This window comes from Microbacterium sp. NPDC007973 (genome assembly GCF_042958465.1).
Classification (GTDB): Bacteria; Actinomycetota; Actinomycetes; order Actinomycetales; family Microbacteriaceae; genus Microbacterium; species Microbacterium galbum.
Genome location: NZ_JBIBJJ010000002.1, coordinates 322,037 through 335,170, shown reverse-complemented (window position 1 = coordinate 335,170; position 13,134 = coordinate 322,037). Strand labels below are relative to the sequence as shown.

Annotated in this window: 16 protein-coding genes; 10 read left to right on the top strand and 6 right to left on the bottom strand. The window is 71.2% G+C overall.

From position 1 onward, the window contains the following. Window positions 1-22: 22 nt before the first annotated feature. The 5 genes from ACFZA2_RS06690 to ACFZA2_RS06670 form a co-directional block, all read right to left on the bottom strand. Window positions 23-823 carry a hypothetical protein gene (locus ACFZA2_RS06690; protein WP_391402317.1) on the bottom strand — a complete coding sequence of 267 codons (801 nt, stop codon included), beginning with the start codon at window positions 821-823 and terminating at the stop codon, window positions 23-25. Then, complete coding sequence (locus ACFZA2_RS06685; RefSeq protein ID WP_315994164.1) at window positions 820-1,143, bottom strand: hypothetical protein; 324 nt, start codon at window positions 1,141-1,143, stop codon at window positions 820-822. Before ACFZA2_RS06685 ends, ACFZA2_RS06690 begins: the two co-directional genes overlap by 4 nt. Beyond that, a complete protein-coding gene (locus ACFZA2_RS06680; RefSeq protein ID WP_391402313.1) occupies window positions 1,136-1,684 on the bottom strand; it encodes a hypothetical protein in 549 nt (182 codons plus the stop codon). The genes ACFZA2_RS06685 and ACFZA2_RS06680 overlap by 8 nt, the downstream gene beginning before the upstream one ends. After that, on the bottom strand, window positions 1,681-1,971 hold the full coding sequence (locus tag ACFZA2_RS06675; RefSeq protein ID WP_315994166.1) for a WXG100 family type VII secretion target: 291 nt from the start codon (window positions 1,969-1,971) through the stop codon (window positions 1,681-1,683). The genes ACFZA2_RS06680 and ACFZA2_RS06675 overlap by 4 nt, the downstream gene beginning before the upstream one ends. Before the next feature lie 92 nt (window positions 1,972-2,063). Next, complete coding sequence (locus ACFZA2_RS06670) at window positions 2,064-3,218, bottom strand: hypothetical protein (protein ID WP_391402310.1); 1,155 nt, start codon at window positions 3,216-3,218, stop codon at window positions 2,064-2,066. 188 nt (window positions 3,219-3,406) lie between these two features. Here ACFZA2_RS06670 and rpsF point away from each other — a divergent pair, with 188 nt between their 5' ends. The 10 genes from rpsF (at window position 3,407) to ACFZA2_RS06620 (ending at window position 11,236) form a co-directional block, all read left to right on the top strand. Continuing rightward, complete coding sequence (gene rpsF / locus ACFZA2_RS06665) at window positions 3,407-3,799, top strand: 30S ribosomal protein S6 (protein WP_058622540.1); 393 nt, start codon at window positions 3,407-3,409, stop codon at window positions 3,797-3,799. Between the two features lie 5 nt (window positions 3,800-3,804). Further along, entirely contained in the window at window positions 3,805-4,320 is a 516-nt protein-coding gene (locus tag ACFZA2_RS06660) for a single-stranded DNA-binding protein (RefSeq protein ID WP_295784192.1), read from the top strand. A gap of 104 nt (window positions 4,321-4,424) precedes the next feature. After that, complete coding sequence (gene rpsR, locus ACFZA2_RS06655; RefSeq protein WP_013584646.1) at window positions 4,425-4,679, top strand: 30S ribosomal protein S18; 255 nt, start codon at window positions 4,425-4,427, stop codon at window positions 4,677-4,679. Between the two features lie 10 nt (window positions 4,680-4,689). Further along, entirely contained in the window at window positions 4,690-5,142 is a 453-nt protein-coding gene (gene rplI, locus ACFZA2_RS06650) for a 50S ribosomal protein L9 (protein WP_295839745.1), read from the top strand. A gap of 270 nt (window positions 5,143-5,412) precedes the next feature. Beyond that, window positions 5,413-6,789 carry an adenosylhomocysteinase gene (locus ACFZA2_RS06645; RefSeq protein WP_391402303.1) on the top strand — a complete coding sequence of 459 codons (1,377 nt, stop codon included), beginning with the start codon at window positions 5,413-5,415 and terminating at the stop codon, window positions 6,787-6,789. Beyond that, complete coding sequence (locus ACFZA2_RS06640) at window positions 6,786-8,075, top strand: amidohydrolase family protein (RefSeq protein ID WP_391402300.1); 1,290 nt, start codon at window positions 6,786-6,788, stop codon at window positions 8,073-8,075. Before ACFZA2_RS06645 ends, ACFZA2_RS06640 begins: the two co-directional genes overlap by 4 nt. Next, entirely contained in the window at window positions 8,072-8,515 is a 444-nt protein-coding gene (locus tag ACFZA2_RS06635) for a cupin domain-containing protein (protein ID WP_391402297.1), read from the top strand. Before ACFZA2_RS06640 ends, ACFZA2_RS06635 begins: the two co-directional genes overlap by 4 nt. 241 nt (window positions 8,516-8,756) lie before the next feature. Beyond that, window positions 8,757-9,623 carry an ABC transporter substrate-binding protein gene (locus ACFZA2_RS06630; protein ID WP_363577300.1) on the top strand — a complete coding sequence of 289 codons (867 nt, stop codon included), beginning with the start codon at window positions 8,757-8,759 and terminating at the stop codon, window positions 9,621-9,623. A 6-nt stretch (window positions 9,624-9,629) separates the two neighbouring features. Then, window positions 9,630-10,496 carry an amino acid ABC transporter permease gene (locus tag ACFZA2_RS06625; RefSeq protein WP_391402293.1) on the top strand — a complete coding sequence of 289 codons (867 nt, stop codon included), beginning with the start codon at window positions 9,630-9,632 and terminating at the stop codon, window positions 10,494-10,496. Next, window positions 10,493-11,236 carry an amino acid ABC transporter ATP-binding protein gene (locus ACFZA2_RS06620; RefSeq protein WP_391402290.1) on the top strand — a complete coding sequence of 248 codons (744 nt, stop codon included), beginning with the start codon at window positions 10,493-10,495 and terminating at the stop codon, window positions 11,234-11,236. The genes ACFZA2_RS06625 and ACFZA2_RS06620 overlap by 4 nt, the downstream gene beginning before the upstream one ends. Window positions 11,237-11,478: 242 nt before the next feature. On the opposite strand, the gene ACFZA2_RS06615 is transcribed toward ACFZA2_RS06620, so the two are convergent. Beyond that, window positions 11,479-13,080, bottom strand: a complete 1,602-nt coding sequence (locus ACFZA2_RS06615) for a chaplin family protein (RefSeq protein WP_391402287.1) — start codon at window positions 13,078-13,080, stop codon at window positions 11,479-11,481. Window positions 13,081-13,134: the final 54 nt, after the last annotated feature.

Sequence of the window (13,134 nt, the reverse complement as noted above, 5' to 3'; positions counted from 1 at the left end):
CCCCCGCGGGAGCCCGGGGCGGCTACTGGACGATCGCGAAGCGGGGCGGGTCCCACGCGGGCATCGACGAAAGGAGGTCGTCGAGCTTGTTCGACGTCCCCTGCATCGCCGACAGGAAGAGCTGGAGAGCCGAGATGCCGGCCATGCCGACACCGGCCACCGCCAGGACCGCGGACAGCGCGGCGCCGATGAGCCCGACGACGGCGCCGACCCCGGTGGGGGAGGAGAGCACCCCGCCGATCAGCGACAGGATGGCGGTGACCACACCGCCGATCGCCAGGACGGTGCCCCCGACGAGTCCGGCGAGGTTGAGGTAGAAGCTCTCGATGTCGTCGGCCTGGGTGCGCAGCACGCCGGCGACACCGCCGAGCTTGCCCGGGAGCACCCCCAGCGCCCGCACCTGGTCGTCGATGCCGTACTCGTAGACCTTGCTGGCCTTGCCGTCGTCCCAGCTCATGAGGCCGTCGAGCTGGTCCTTCTTGATCTGCAGGTTCTCGGCGGAGCCCGAGATGTCGCCGATCGTCGACGCCATGTTGCGCAGCCGGTCGGGGCTGCCGAGGTACGCGTTGCACACGCGGAGCACGGCGATCGTGTCGAGGCACTGCTCGAGGGCGTCGAGGGCGACGGAGATGATGATGTCGGCGACCTGGTCGACGAGGCCGTCGGGAACGAGGACGCCGAGGCCGTGCGCCTGCTCGTCCACCCATTTCTGCACCGCACGACGGATGCTCGCCGGAGCGGAGCTGATGGCGCCGCGGACTTTCGCCTCGGCATCGTCGAGTTGTCCGGCGATGACCTGACGGGTGAGGTCGACGTAGCTCACAGCCCCTCCAATTCCTTCTGGACGGCGTCGATCTCCGACTGCGCGTCACCCTCGGCCTTCATGTACTCGATCGAGGTGGTGAGCAGCGCGCGGGCGAAGCCCTCGAAGATCTCCTCCCCGGTGTGCAGATAGTCCGAGAGCAGCTGCACCGAGGTGCGGAACTTCGACAGCACTTCGGTCGAGCCCGGGGCCAGCGAGAAGTCGCTGGGAGAGTACGTCATGCCGTCGAGGTCGGTCCGCCACGCGGCCAGCTCGAGGCTCCACTTCTGCCAGTGGTCGTTGGCGTCGGACTGCAGGGCATCGGGATCGACATCAACCACGGGATTCTCCTTCGCTTTCCGAGAAGCGGTCGAACGAGTCCGAGGCGAGAGCGGCCTTGCGGCCGATCCGCAGGACCTCGTCGGCGATCACATCGACAGGGGTCTGCGTGAGCCAGGCCGGCGTTCCGTCGACGCCGAGGATCGCGCCGTACTGGGCCATGACCCGGAACTGGTGCAGGTCGTCGGCGACCGTGACGACTGGTCCGGTCTCGCCGCGGGCGGCCAGGGTGAGCAGGGCGTCGGCGGCCTCGAGGGGGAGAGGGGGGCCGCCCAGTCGAGCAGCGACGGCGGCATCGGAGAAGGCCGCCGTCACGGACTCGGCTGTGGCCCCCTCGGCGCGCTCGAGGGTGACGGCCGAGACGAGACCACGCTCATCGATCCGGATCGTCGCGTGTGCGTCTGCGGGCGGGGCGAGAGGGCTGAGAAGCTCGCGCACGCGTTCTTCGGCGGCTTCGAACTTCGGCGTCAGCTCCGCGATGCGCTCCTGCTGAGCGCGGAACAGCGAGAGGGCGTCCGGGGATGCCGCAGCGTCGGTGCTCACGACCAGATCCCTTCGACCGTCGACTGCGCAGCGGCGTACCGATCGGACGACGCCTGACCCGCGCGGGAGGCGTCGGCGACGATCCCGTTCAGGGCCCGCAGGCCTGCCGTCCACTTCTGCTGCGCCGTGCGGTAGGCCTCCATGGCTTCACCGCTCCACGCGGACTGCAGACGTGACGCTTCACTCTCGAGCTGCGCGAGGTGGGCCTGGATGCCATCCGCGGCGGAGCGGAGGTTCGAGGCGGTCTCGGAGATGAGCGCCGGATCGAACGACATTCGTGGACTCATTCCGCCGACGCTACCCAGCGCCGTCGGGCGGAAGGAAGGGGTTTGCGTTTTTCTCATCGCCGTCTCATGTGAGGCGGTGATCAGTCGCACGGTCAGCGAGCGAGGAAGAACACCAGCGGGACGAGCAGAAGGAGGAGTCCCAGGGCGAAGGTGCCGCCGACGATCGACAGCACGATGACCCAGGGGCTGCGACGCCGCAGCCTTCGGCCCACGGGTGCGACCCCGACGGGCGGGGCGGGGAGGGCCGGTGGCGCGGGGGCGGGGTCGGGAGCACCCCACACCGTGGAAGCGGGAGGCGTCCGCGCGGCGAGCGGTGGGCCCGCGGCCCCGGCCGCCATGCGGTCGTCGCGCCACCGGCCCCACTGCTCCAACTTGTCGAGCAGGGCCGCCACCACCGAGAACACCCACGCCCATCGCGCCGGATCGAGCGTGGAGAGCTCGGTGGGGGAGTACAGGAACAGCCAGTCGTCCACGATCTCGACCTCGAGCACGGCGGCGTTGTCGATGAAGCGCGCCATGACGTCGGGAGTGAAGAGATAGAGCGCGTCGCGCTCGTAGCCGGTCGGGCAGTACAAGCGGAAGTACCGGTCGAAATCTCCCTCGAGGCTGAGGTGCTGACCGCGCTCCCACAGCCCGAGCCGGACGCCGTTGCCCATCGCGTCGAGGACGATGTGCGGCAGGGGGACGTCGAGACGGATCGCGATGTATCCCCACCGCGAGGTCGTGGTGTTCTTGCCGTTGCTCACGGTGTACGAGTGATTGCCCACCTCGACGAAGCGCGGGTGAGACGAACGGACGAGGTCGGAGGCGGTGCGGTCGCCGCCGATCTGGAAGATCGCTCCGGGGAGGGCGGGCTCCGGCAGCGCCGCCACGTACTCCATGCCGACGTCGCGGGCGAAGCCGGCGATGCGCCACCGTCGATCCTCTTGCGCGCGCTGACCATGGCGGACGGCGAACAGCGCGGCCACGAGCGCCCCCAGGCCGAGGAGGAGGGGGATGGCGAAGACCAGGCCGAGGACGACGACGCCGTCGCCGATCGCGGCGCGGAAGATCGCCAGCAGCACGACGAGGAAGAGGCCTGCGCCACCGACGAGGGCGAACGCGAACACGTACGCGACGATCGCCACGGCGGTGTTGGCCGCGGGCAGACGCCCTTGCGTGCGCAGCCGGGCCGTGAAGGCGCGTGCCGCAGCCGTGTCGCCCGGCATCGTCAGCGCGCGGGCGTCGAACGGTCGGATCCCGGTCATGCGGCCCCCTGCCCTCGTCAGATGGTCCAGGCTATCCGTCTCCGATTCCCCGGGTGAGTCGGCATCCGATAGACTACGAAGGTTGCCCGGCGACGCCCATGCGCGTGTGAGCCCGCGGTGACGTGCAACACACCCTCCTGCTGCCGGGAAATGCCCGTCAGCCGTTCTAGTCCGAAGGAGGTGGGTTAGTGACGCACCAGTACGAACTCATGGTCATCTTCGATCCCGAGGTCGACGAGCGCCAGGTCGCTCCGAAGCTCGACGGATTCCTCAAGGTCATCACGGCCGATGGGGGAACCATCGACAAGATCGACATCTGGGGCCGCCGTCGTCTCGCCTACGAGATCCGCAAGAAGAACGAGGGCATCTACGCCGTCGTCAACTTCGTCGCGACCAGCGAGGCCACGAACGAGCTCGACCGTCAGCTGAAGCTGAACGAGCAGATCATGCGCACCAAGGTCCTGCGCGCCGAAGAAGCGATCGCCCAGGTCGCCGCCGAGGCCAAGCGCTCCGAGGAGAAGGCCGCCCGCAAGGCCGCCGCTCCCCGCAAGGTCGAGTCCGCCGAGAAGGCTGCGAAGTAACGACGATGGCCGGCGAAACCGTCATCACCGTCGTGGGCAACCTCACGGCCGACCCCGAGCTGCGCTACACGCAGAACGGGCTTCCCGTGGCGAACTTCACGATCGCGTCGACCCCCCGCACGTTCGACCGTCAGGCGAACGAGTGGAAGGACGGCGAGGCGCTCTTCCTGCGCGCCTCGGTGTGGCGCGAATTCGCCGAGCACGTCGCCGGGTCGCTGACGAAGGGCAGCCGTGTCATCGCGACCGGGCGCCTGAAGCAGCGTTCCTACCAGGACCGCGAGGGCAACAACCGCACCTCCATCGAACTCGAAGTCGATGAGATCGGCCCCTCGCTCCGCTACGCGACCGCCCAGGTCACCCGTGCCGCCGGTGGCGGCGGGGGTGGCGGGGGCCAGCGCGCGCAGGTGCAGCAGTCGAACGACGAGCCGTGGTCGACCCCCGGCTCGAACAACGGCGGCGGCAACAGCGGCGCTGACGCGTGGAGCACTCCCGGTTCCTACGGAGACGACACCCCGTTCTGATCTTCGCCGCGCTCTTTCGAGCACGACGACCCCCTGAAATTCCGGATGCCGCATCCCGGTCCGCGTGACCGCCTCGGCATCCGAACCACACGAAAGAAGGAAGCATGGCTGGCAAGGCCACTGGCGACCGCCGCAAGCCGCGGAAGGGCGCGAAGAACGCAGCCCCCGCGAAGGCGATCCGCGTCGGCGTCATCGATTACAAGGACGTCGCAACCCTCCGCAAGTTCATCTCGGAGCGCGGCAAGATCCGCGCCCGTCGTATCACCGGTGTCTCCGTGCAGGAGCAGCGCCTGATCGCCCGCGCCATCAAGAACGCGCGCGAGATGGCTCTCCTGCCCTACGCCGGCGCCGGCCGCTAAGGAGCACCCGATGGCAAAGCTGATTCTCACGAATGAGGTCACCGGGCTCGGTAGCGCCGGTGATGTTGTCGAGGTCAAGAACGGGTACGCCCGCAACTACCTCATCCCGCAGGGCTTCGCCGTGGCCTGGAGCCGCGGTGGCGAGAAGCAGGTCGCGTCGATCCGCGCCGCTCGCGAGTCCCGCGCGATCCACGCGCACGAAGACGCCGTGGCCCTGAAGAACTCGCTCGAGTCGAACACCGTCAAGCTGTCGGTCAAGGCCGGCAACGAGGGACGCCTGTTCGGTTCGGTCAAGCCCGCCGACGTCGCCGATGCCGTCAAGGCTGCCGGTCTCGGTGAGCTCGACAAGCGCAAGATCCAGATCACCTCCTCGATCAAGTCGGTCGGCGAGCACGAGGCGACCGTTCGCCTGCGTGACGACGTCACCGCCGTGATCACCCTCCAGGTGGTCGCCGCGAAGTAATTCGCTGCACTCTCGAGAACGGCCCCGCTCCTGCTTCGGCAGGGCGGGGCCGTTCCGCGTTGTCCGGGGGCCGGCTGTGGAGGACGGGGTTTGGGGCACGATCTTCCGGTTGGGGCGCGAAAGTTCACGCCCCAACTGGAAGAATGCGCCCCAAACCGCTCCCGGCAGCGCCCGCCGCGGCGGGTGACGAAGCGCCGGGTGTCATCCGAACAGCTGAGGTCGCTTGCCCGCCGCGCGGGCGCCCGCACCCGTCACCCTAGGCTGAACCCCGTGACCGACCCTCGCGCACCCGAGCGCATCGCCCGGCGCTTCGCGCGTGCGTCCAACCTCATGCTCGCCGGACGCCCGTTCGTGGTGCACGGCGCCGGTTCCGCGGACCTGCACGAACTGCTCGTGCGGCTCGGTGGCATCCCGAGTCCTCATCCCGCCCCGGGGCGGGTCGAGTTCGACCGGGATGCCGATACCGTCCGCCTCGACGGGGCGCCGCTGCCCGAGCGGGGAGATGCCGCCGGCCGGATCTCCTTCGCGCGGGCGCACATGCCGGTGTCAGCTGCGATGGCGGAGCGCCTCGACCTGACCGGCCTGCGCGTGGGGGTGGCGATGGTGCTCGAGCCGAAGACCGCCGTGCTGTCGCTGCTGCTCCGCGAGCGCGGAGCCGAGGTGTCGGTGTACGCGCATCCCGACGAGACCGACCCCGCGGTCGCCGACGCGCTGCGCGCCGAGGGGCTCGCGGTCACGGCCGACCCGACGCTCAGCGGACCCGCCGAGCTGGCCGCCGCCCGCACCTTCCTCCGCGCGGGACTCGACGTGCTGCTCGACGACGGCGCGCACCTCATCCGCCTCGCTCACGAGGGCGATCCCGCGCTCGTCGCGGGGTGGATCGGCGCGTGCGAAGAGACGACGAGCGGGCTCACACCCCTGCGGCGGATGCAGGATGCCGGCATCCTGCGCACCGCGGTCATGGCGGTGAACGACGCCCGCACGAAGACGATGTTCGACAACCGCTACGGCACCGGGCAGTCGTGCGTGTTCGCCATCGCCGATCTGCTGGAGGAGCACGGGATCGGCCTCGCCGACCAACCGGCGCTCGTGCTGGGGTACGGCCCCGTCGGCCAGGGCGTCGCCGCGCACCTGCGCGCGCTCGGCGCCGAGGTGCGCGTGGCCGAGACCGACCCGGTGAGGGCGCTCGAGGCGCGGCACGATGGGTTCTTCACCGGCCCGGCGCGCGAATCGGCGGCCGGCGCTCTAGTCGTCTCGGCGACCGGGGTGCCCGGCACGGTGACCGCCGACCTCGCCGCGAAAGCACGGGTGATCGCCGTGGCCGGGGGAGTGCCGGGCGAGATCGCGCCGGGGGCCGAGAACGATGCGCTCGTCCTCGGCGGGGGAGGAGCCGTCAACATCACCGCCGCCGAGGGCAACCCCATCGAGATCATGGACCTCTCGTTCGCCGTGCAGCTCGCGGCCCTCGGCGAGCTGCTGCGGCGTCGTCCGTCGTCGGGGGTGCACGCCCTCGGGCCCGACGTCGACGACCTCGTCGCGCGCGAGGCGCTCCGCGTGTGCGGCGCCGAGATCGACCCGCCGCGGCCCCTCGACCCCGAGGGCCTCGACGAGTGGCGGTCGCCGCGCTACGCCGGGGGTGGGCGATGAGGGTGTATTCGGCAGCCCTCGTCCTGCCGATCACCGCACCGCCGATCCCGGGCGGGGCGATCGCGGTGGCGGGTGGGCGCATCCGGCACGTGGGCGACCGCGAGTGGGTGGTCCACGAACTGCGCACGCGCGGCGTCTCGTTCGACGAGGTGCACTGGCCGGGGGTGCTCACCCCTGGCCTGGTCAACGCCCACTCCCACCTGCAGTACACCGGCATGGCCGCGGTGGGCCGGGGGTCGTACGCGGGCTTCGACGACTGGGACGACGCGTTCACGCCGGTGTATCGCGCGGGTCACGACTGGGCTCGGGATGCCGCGTCCGGCGCGCTCCAGATGATCGCCGCCGGCACGACCGCCGTCGCCGACATCGTCACCGACGTCGAGGCCGCCTCGGCGCTGCACGACGCGCGGCTGCACGGCATCACGTACTGGGAGGTGATGAGCTGGACCAACGCCGCCTGGGCCGAGCGCGGCCGCGCCGAGGTGGAGGCCCGGCTCGACGCGCTGCCCTCCCCGCCCGGCACCGGATTGTCTCCGCACGCGCCGTACTCGCTCGACGTCGAGCCGCTGCTCGAGATCCCCGACATCGTGCGCGAGCGGGGCAGCCGCCTGCACCTGCACCTGGGCGAGGCCGCGTTCGAGCGCGAGCACGGCGAAGCGGTGCCGTGGCAGAAGCAGCGTCCCGCGAGCTTCCGTGCCCTGCGCGACGAGGGGTTCGGCACCGGGGCGACGGAGTTCGTCGACGAGCTCGGCGTCTTGGGACCCGACTGCCACATCGCGCACGGGGTGTACATGACGGCGCGCGACCGGGCCATCCTGCGCGCCCGGGGGACGACGGTGGCCCTGTGCCCGCGCTCGAACGCGGTCATCGGCCTCGACGAGCCGCCGGTCGCGGCCTACCTCACCGAAGGCAACGCGCTCGCCGTGGGCACCGACTCGCTGGCATCCAGTCCCTCGCTCGATCTGCTCGCCGACGTCGCCGAACTGCACCGGCTCGCGCGAACGCAGGGGTACGTCAACCGCGACCTGCCCGAGCTGCTGCTGCGCGCGGCGACCCTCGGCGGCGCGCACGCGATGGGCCTCGACACCGGCCCCGCCCGCACCGGGTACCTCGCGGTCGGCGCCGTGGCGGATCTGGCGTTCTTCGACGTCCCGGTGTCGGAGGTGGATGCCACGATCGAACACCTCGTGGTGGCCGGGGCGGGAACGGCGGCGGCGACGTTCATCGACGGCGAGGCGCGCTTCGTCATCGACACCTTCACCCGAGAGACAGGAGTGCGCGCATGACCGATGGAGCCGACACCGACCGTCCGCAGACCGCACGGCTGCTCGCCCTCGAGCCGCACCCCGAGGGCGGGTGGTTCCGCCGCATGTGGACGGGGTCGTACGCCGTCGACACGCCCGCGGGCTCGCGGCCCGCGGCGACCTGCATCCATTACCTGCTCCGGCCCGACGAGCGCAGCGCCTGGCACGTCGTGACGAGCGACGAGGTCTGGCTGTGGCACGGTCCCGGGGCGCTCGAGCTCTCGCTGGGCGGAGCGGGGGTCGAGCCGGGCGCGGCGGAGACGGTCACCCTCGGCCCCGACCTCGCTGCGGGACAGGTGCTGCAGCACACCGTGCCCGCGGGCGTGTGGCAGGCGGCCCGGCCCGCCGGCGACGCCGAGGTCGTCGTGAGCTGCCTCGTGTCGCCGGGGTTCAGCTTCGAGGACTGGCGCCTGGCGGAGTAAGGGGCGCGTCGGCAGGATGCCGTGACCCGGGGCCGGGCCCGGACCCGCCCGCACCGCCCGCACCGCCGCACCCCCGTCGCCCTGCACGGCAGCCCGCACTCGACCCGCAACAGCCCCGCCGGTCCCGCGACGCCCCGTGTCGCCAGGTTTCACGGGTGACCGTCCCCGAAACATGCCCCGGATACGCTGTGACCATCACAGCACTCCGGGGATGACCCCGATACGTCCACGAGGAGACATCGTGACCGCTCTCGCACGCCTGCGCCGCGCCGCCGCCCTGACCGCCGTGGCCGCGGCCACCGTCGTGTCGCTGACCGCCTGCGCCTTCGCCCCCACCGGCTCCGACGCCGGCGCCGCACCCGCCACCGAGGGAGCGCTGCAGACCGTCACGGCCGGCAAGCTCACCATCGCCACGGGCGAGCCCGCGTTCTCGCCATGGGTCGAGAACGACGATCCCGCCTCGGGCGAGGGCTTCGAGGCCGCGGTCGCCGACGCCGTCGCGACGCAGCTCGGCTTCTCGAAGGACGACGTGGTGTGGGTGCGCAGCACCTTCGACAGCGCGATCGCCCCCGGCGCCAAGGACTGGGACCTCAACCTGCAGCAGTTCTCGATCACCGAGGAGCGCAAGCAGGCCGTCGACTTCTCGTCGCCGTACTACACGACCACCCAGGCCGTCGTCACGACCGGCACCTCGCCCGCCGCGTCCGCCACCACCGTGGCCGAGCTGAAGAACCTGCCCGTGGGCGTCATGAGCGCGACCACGAGCTACCAGGTCGCCGCCGACCAGCTCGGCACCGCCAACCTCAGCGTCTACAACTCCAACGACGACGCCGTCGCCGCCCTGCAGTCCGGCCAGGTCGACGCGATCGTGGTCGACCTGCCCACCGCGTTCTACCTCGCCGGGGCCGTGCTCGACGACGGCAAGGTCGTCGGTCAGCTGCCCGACTCCTCGGCCGGTGGCGATGAGCTCGCGTTCGTGCTGCCCAAGGGCTCGCCTCTGACGGCGCCCGTCACCGACGCGGTCGACGCCCTGCGCGCCGACGGCACGCTCGACGAGCTGCAGCAGACCTGGCTCGGGGGCACCGACGCCGCTCCCGTCCTGAAGTAACACCCCGTGGCATCCACCCCGTCCGAGGCCGCGTGGCGGCCGAGCGAGCTCGAGCTCGGTCGGCGCGCCACACGGCGTCGGCAATCGACGAAGTCGGTGCTGATCGCGCTGGTCAGCTCGGTCGTGTTCGTCGTCGTGGTCGGCTGGGCGATCCTGTCGAGCCCCGGGTGGGAAGACGTGCGGCACGCGTTCTTCGACCCCGAGATCGCGCTGGCGAGCTTCCCGTCGATCCTCGCGGGGCTGTGGGTCAACATCCAGGTGCTCTTCGTCGCGGCGATCGCCGTCGCGATCCTCGGCACGACGCTCGCCGTGCTGCGCTCGCTGCGCGGGCCGGTGTTCTTCCCCCTGCGCGCCCTCGCGACGATCTACACCGACCTGTTCCGCGGCATCCCGCTGCTGATCGTGCTGTACCTGGTGGGCTTCGGCCTTCCCGCGCTCGGCGTCTTCGGCCGCGTGCCCGTGGTGCTGTGGGGCACGATCGCGATCGTGCTGACCTACTCGGCCTACATCGCCGAGGTGCTGCGCGCGGGCATGGAGGCCGTGCACCCCTCTCAGCGCGTCGCCGCCCGCTCGCTGGGCCTCAGCCACGCGCAGACGCTGCGGATCGTCGTGATCCCCCAGGGCGTGCGCAAGGTCGTGCCGGCGCTCATGAACGACTTCGTGTCGCTCCAGAAGGACGTCGGGCTCATCTCCGTCCTCGGAGCGGTGGATGCCGTCCGTGCGGCCCAGATCGCCTCGGCTCAGGCATACAACTTCACGCCGTACATCGTGGCGGCGCTGCTCTTCGTGGCGATGGCGCTGCCGATGATCCGCCTCACCGATTACGTCTCGGCGCGGTTGGCGAAGCGCGAGCAGATGGGCGGGACCGTATGACCGTGCTCGACGTCCGCAGCGTCCGCAAGGCCTTCGGCGACCACGTGGTGCTCGACGGCATCGACCTCTCGATCGACCAGCACGAGGTGGTCGTGCTCATCGGCGCATCCGGGTCGGGCAAGTCGACGCTGCTGCGCACGATCAACCTGATCGAGCGCGTCGACGACGGGCAGATCCTGCTCAACGGCAACGACCTCACCGATCCGACGATCGACCCCGACGCCGCGCGAGCCCGTATCGGCGTCGTCTTCCAGCACTTCAACCTCTTCCCTCACCTGCGCGTGATCGACAACGTCACGCTCGCCGCGCGCAAAGTGCACGGGATGCCGAAGGCCGAGGCCTACGCCCGCGGCACCGAGCTGCTGGAGCAGCTGGGGCTCGGGGCGAAGGCGCGGGAGTTCCCCGACCGCCTCTCGGGCGGTCAGCAGCAGCGCGTCGCGATCGTGCGCGCCGTGATGACGAACCCCGAGCTGCTGCTGCTGGACGAGATCACCTCCGCGCTCGACCCGCAGCTCGTCGGCGAGGTGCTCGACCTCGTGCGTGTGCTGCGCGACCGCGGCTCGACGATGCTCATGGCGACGCACGAGATGTCGTTCGCGCGCGAGGTGGCCGACCGCATCGTGTTCATGAAGGGCGGCCGCATCGTCGAGCAGGGCACGCCCGCGCAGATCTTCGACGCCCCGCAGCGCCCCGAGACGATCGCGTTCCTCGAGCGCGAGCGCCGCGGCGGCGCCCTGTAGCGCGGCACCCTGCGGTGGAGGTCCCTGAGCCTGTCGACGAGTCCGGGCCCCTCAACGGAGGTCCCTGAGCCTGTCGAAGGGTCCGGTCCCCTGGCGTGGCGTTCCCCCCGGGGGAGGGCCCTGAGCCCGTCGAAGGGTCCGGGCCCGGTCGAGCCCCGTTCCGAGCGCGCGACGACACCGGATGCCACGACAGCACGTCGGCATCCGGTGTCGTTCCGCCGAGAGTCAGAGCCCTCCGCGGGTCACGCGCGGGAGCGGCGGCGCAGCAGCACCCCTCCCATCAGCAGCGCGAGCAGGCCGGCGAAGCCGAGGCCGAGGGCCGCGGAGCCATCGGTTCCGGTGACGGCGAGCGTCTTCGCGGCGCTCGTCGACAGCGGCGTCACCGCGCTCGCCGAGGCGACCGAGCCGACGACGGGGGTTCCGCCGGTGCTCACGTGACCGCCGTGGGTGCCGGGGGTACCGGGGGTACCGGGGGTGCCGGGCGTTCCGGGGGTGCCGGGGGTACCGGGGGTGCCGGGGGTGCCGGGGGTGCCGGGGGTGCCGGGCGTTCCGGGCGTGCCCGGAGTACCAGGGGTCCCCGGGGTTCCGGGCGTGCCACCGGTGTGCGAGCCCTCGGTGGTGCTGTCACCGATGACCGAGACGGCGTTTCCGCCGATCGTGACGGGCAGCTGGATCGGGATGATCAGCTGGTTACCACCGCCGAGGCTGTCGGTGCCGTCGGTGATGATGCCCCCAACGACACCCCCGCCATTCGCGCCGCCGGTGGTCGTCGCACCCGTCGAGGTGCTGTCACCGATGACCGAGACGGCGTTTCCGCCGATCGTGACGGGCAGGGCGATCGGGATGATCGCCTGGTTGCCGCCGAGGACGCTGTCGGTGCCGTCGGTTTCGACGTCGCCGACCGAGCCGCCGGTGGTGCCGCCGGTGGTGGTTGCGTCTTCGGTGTGGCTGTCGCCGATCACGGAGACGGCGTTGCCGCCGATGGTGAGGGGTGCCTCGATCGGGATGATTGCCTGGTTGCCGCCGAGGAGGCTGTCGGCGCCGTCGGTTTCGACGTCGCCGACCGAGCCGCCGGTGGTGCCGCCGGTGGTGGTGGCGTCCTCGGTGTGGCTGTCGCCGATCACGGAGACGGCGTTTCCGCCGATGGTGAGGGGCGCTTCGATCGGGATGATCGCCTGGTTGCCGCCGAGCAGGCTGTCGCTGCCGTCGGTGGTGACGTCGCCGACCGAGCCGCCGGTGGTGCCGCCGGTGGTGGTGGCGTCTTCGGTGTGGCTGTCGCCGATCACGGAGACGGCGTTGCCGCCAATGGTGACCGGAACCTCGACCGGCGCGACGACCTGGTTGCCGCCCGCGACGCTGTCGGTGCCGTCCGTGGTCGCCCCCGGCGTCTCCTCGACGTACACCGGCATGGTGTGCAGCTCGGGAGCGGCCTCCGGAGCGGGCTCCGGCGCCGCCTCGGGCGCGGGCGTCGAGGTGTCGGCATCCTCGCTGTGGCTGTCTCCGATCACCGAGACGGCGTTGCCTCCGACGGTGACGGGCACATCGATCGAGATGATGCCCTGGTTTCCCGAGGCCACTCCGTCGCTGCCGTCGGTGGTGGCCACCGGGGCGGCATCCGGCGCGGGGGCCGAGGTGTCGGCATCCTCGCTGTGGCTGTCTCCGATGAGCGAGACGGCGTTGCCGCCGACGGTGACGGGCAGGTCGACCGAGATCGCCGCCTGGTCGCCCGAGAGCAGACCGTCTGCCCCCGAGGTCTCCGCGGCATTGGCGATGCCGCATCCGAGGACGGCCAAGCCGCCCCCGACGAGCGCGCCCAGCAGGGCACGCGAGTAGAACTTGCGCATGAGAGTTTCTCCTGTGTGTGAATGAGGGTGCGCGAACGCGCGGGGTCGTCTGCC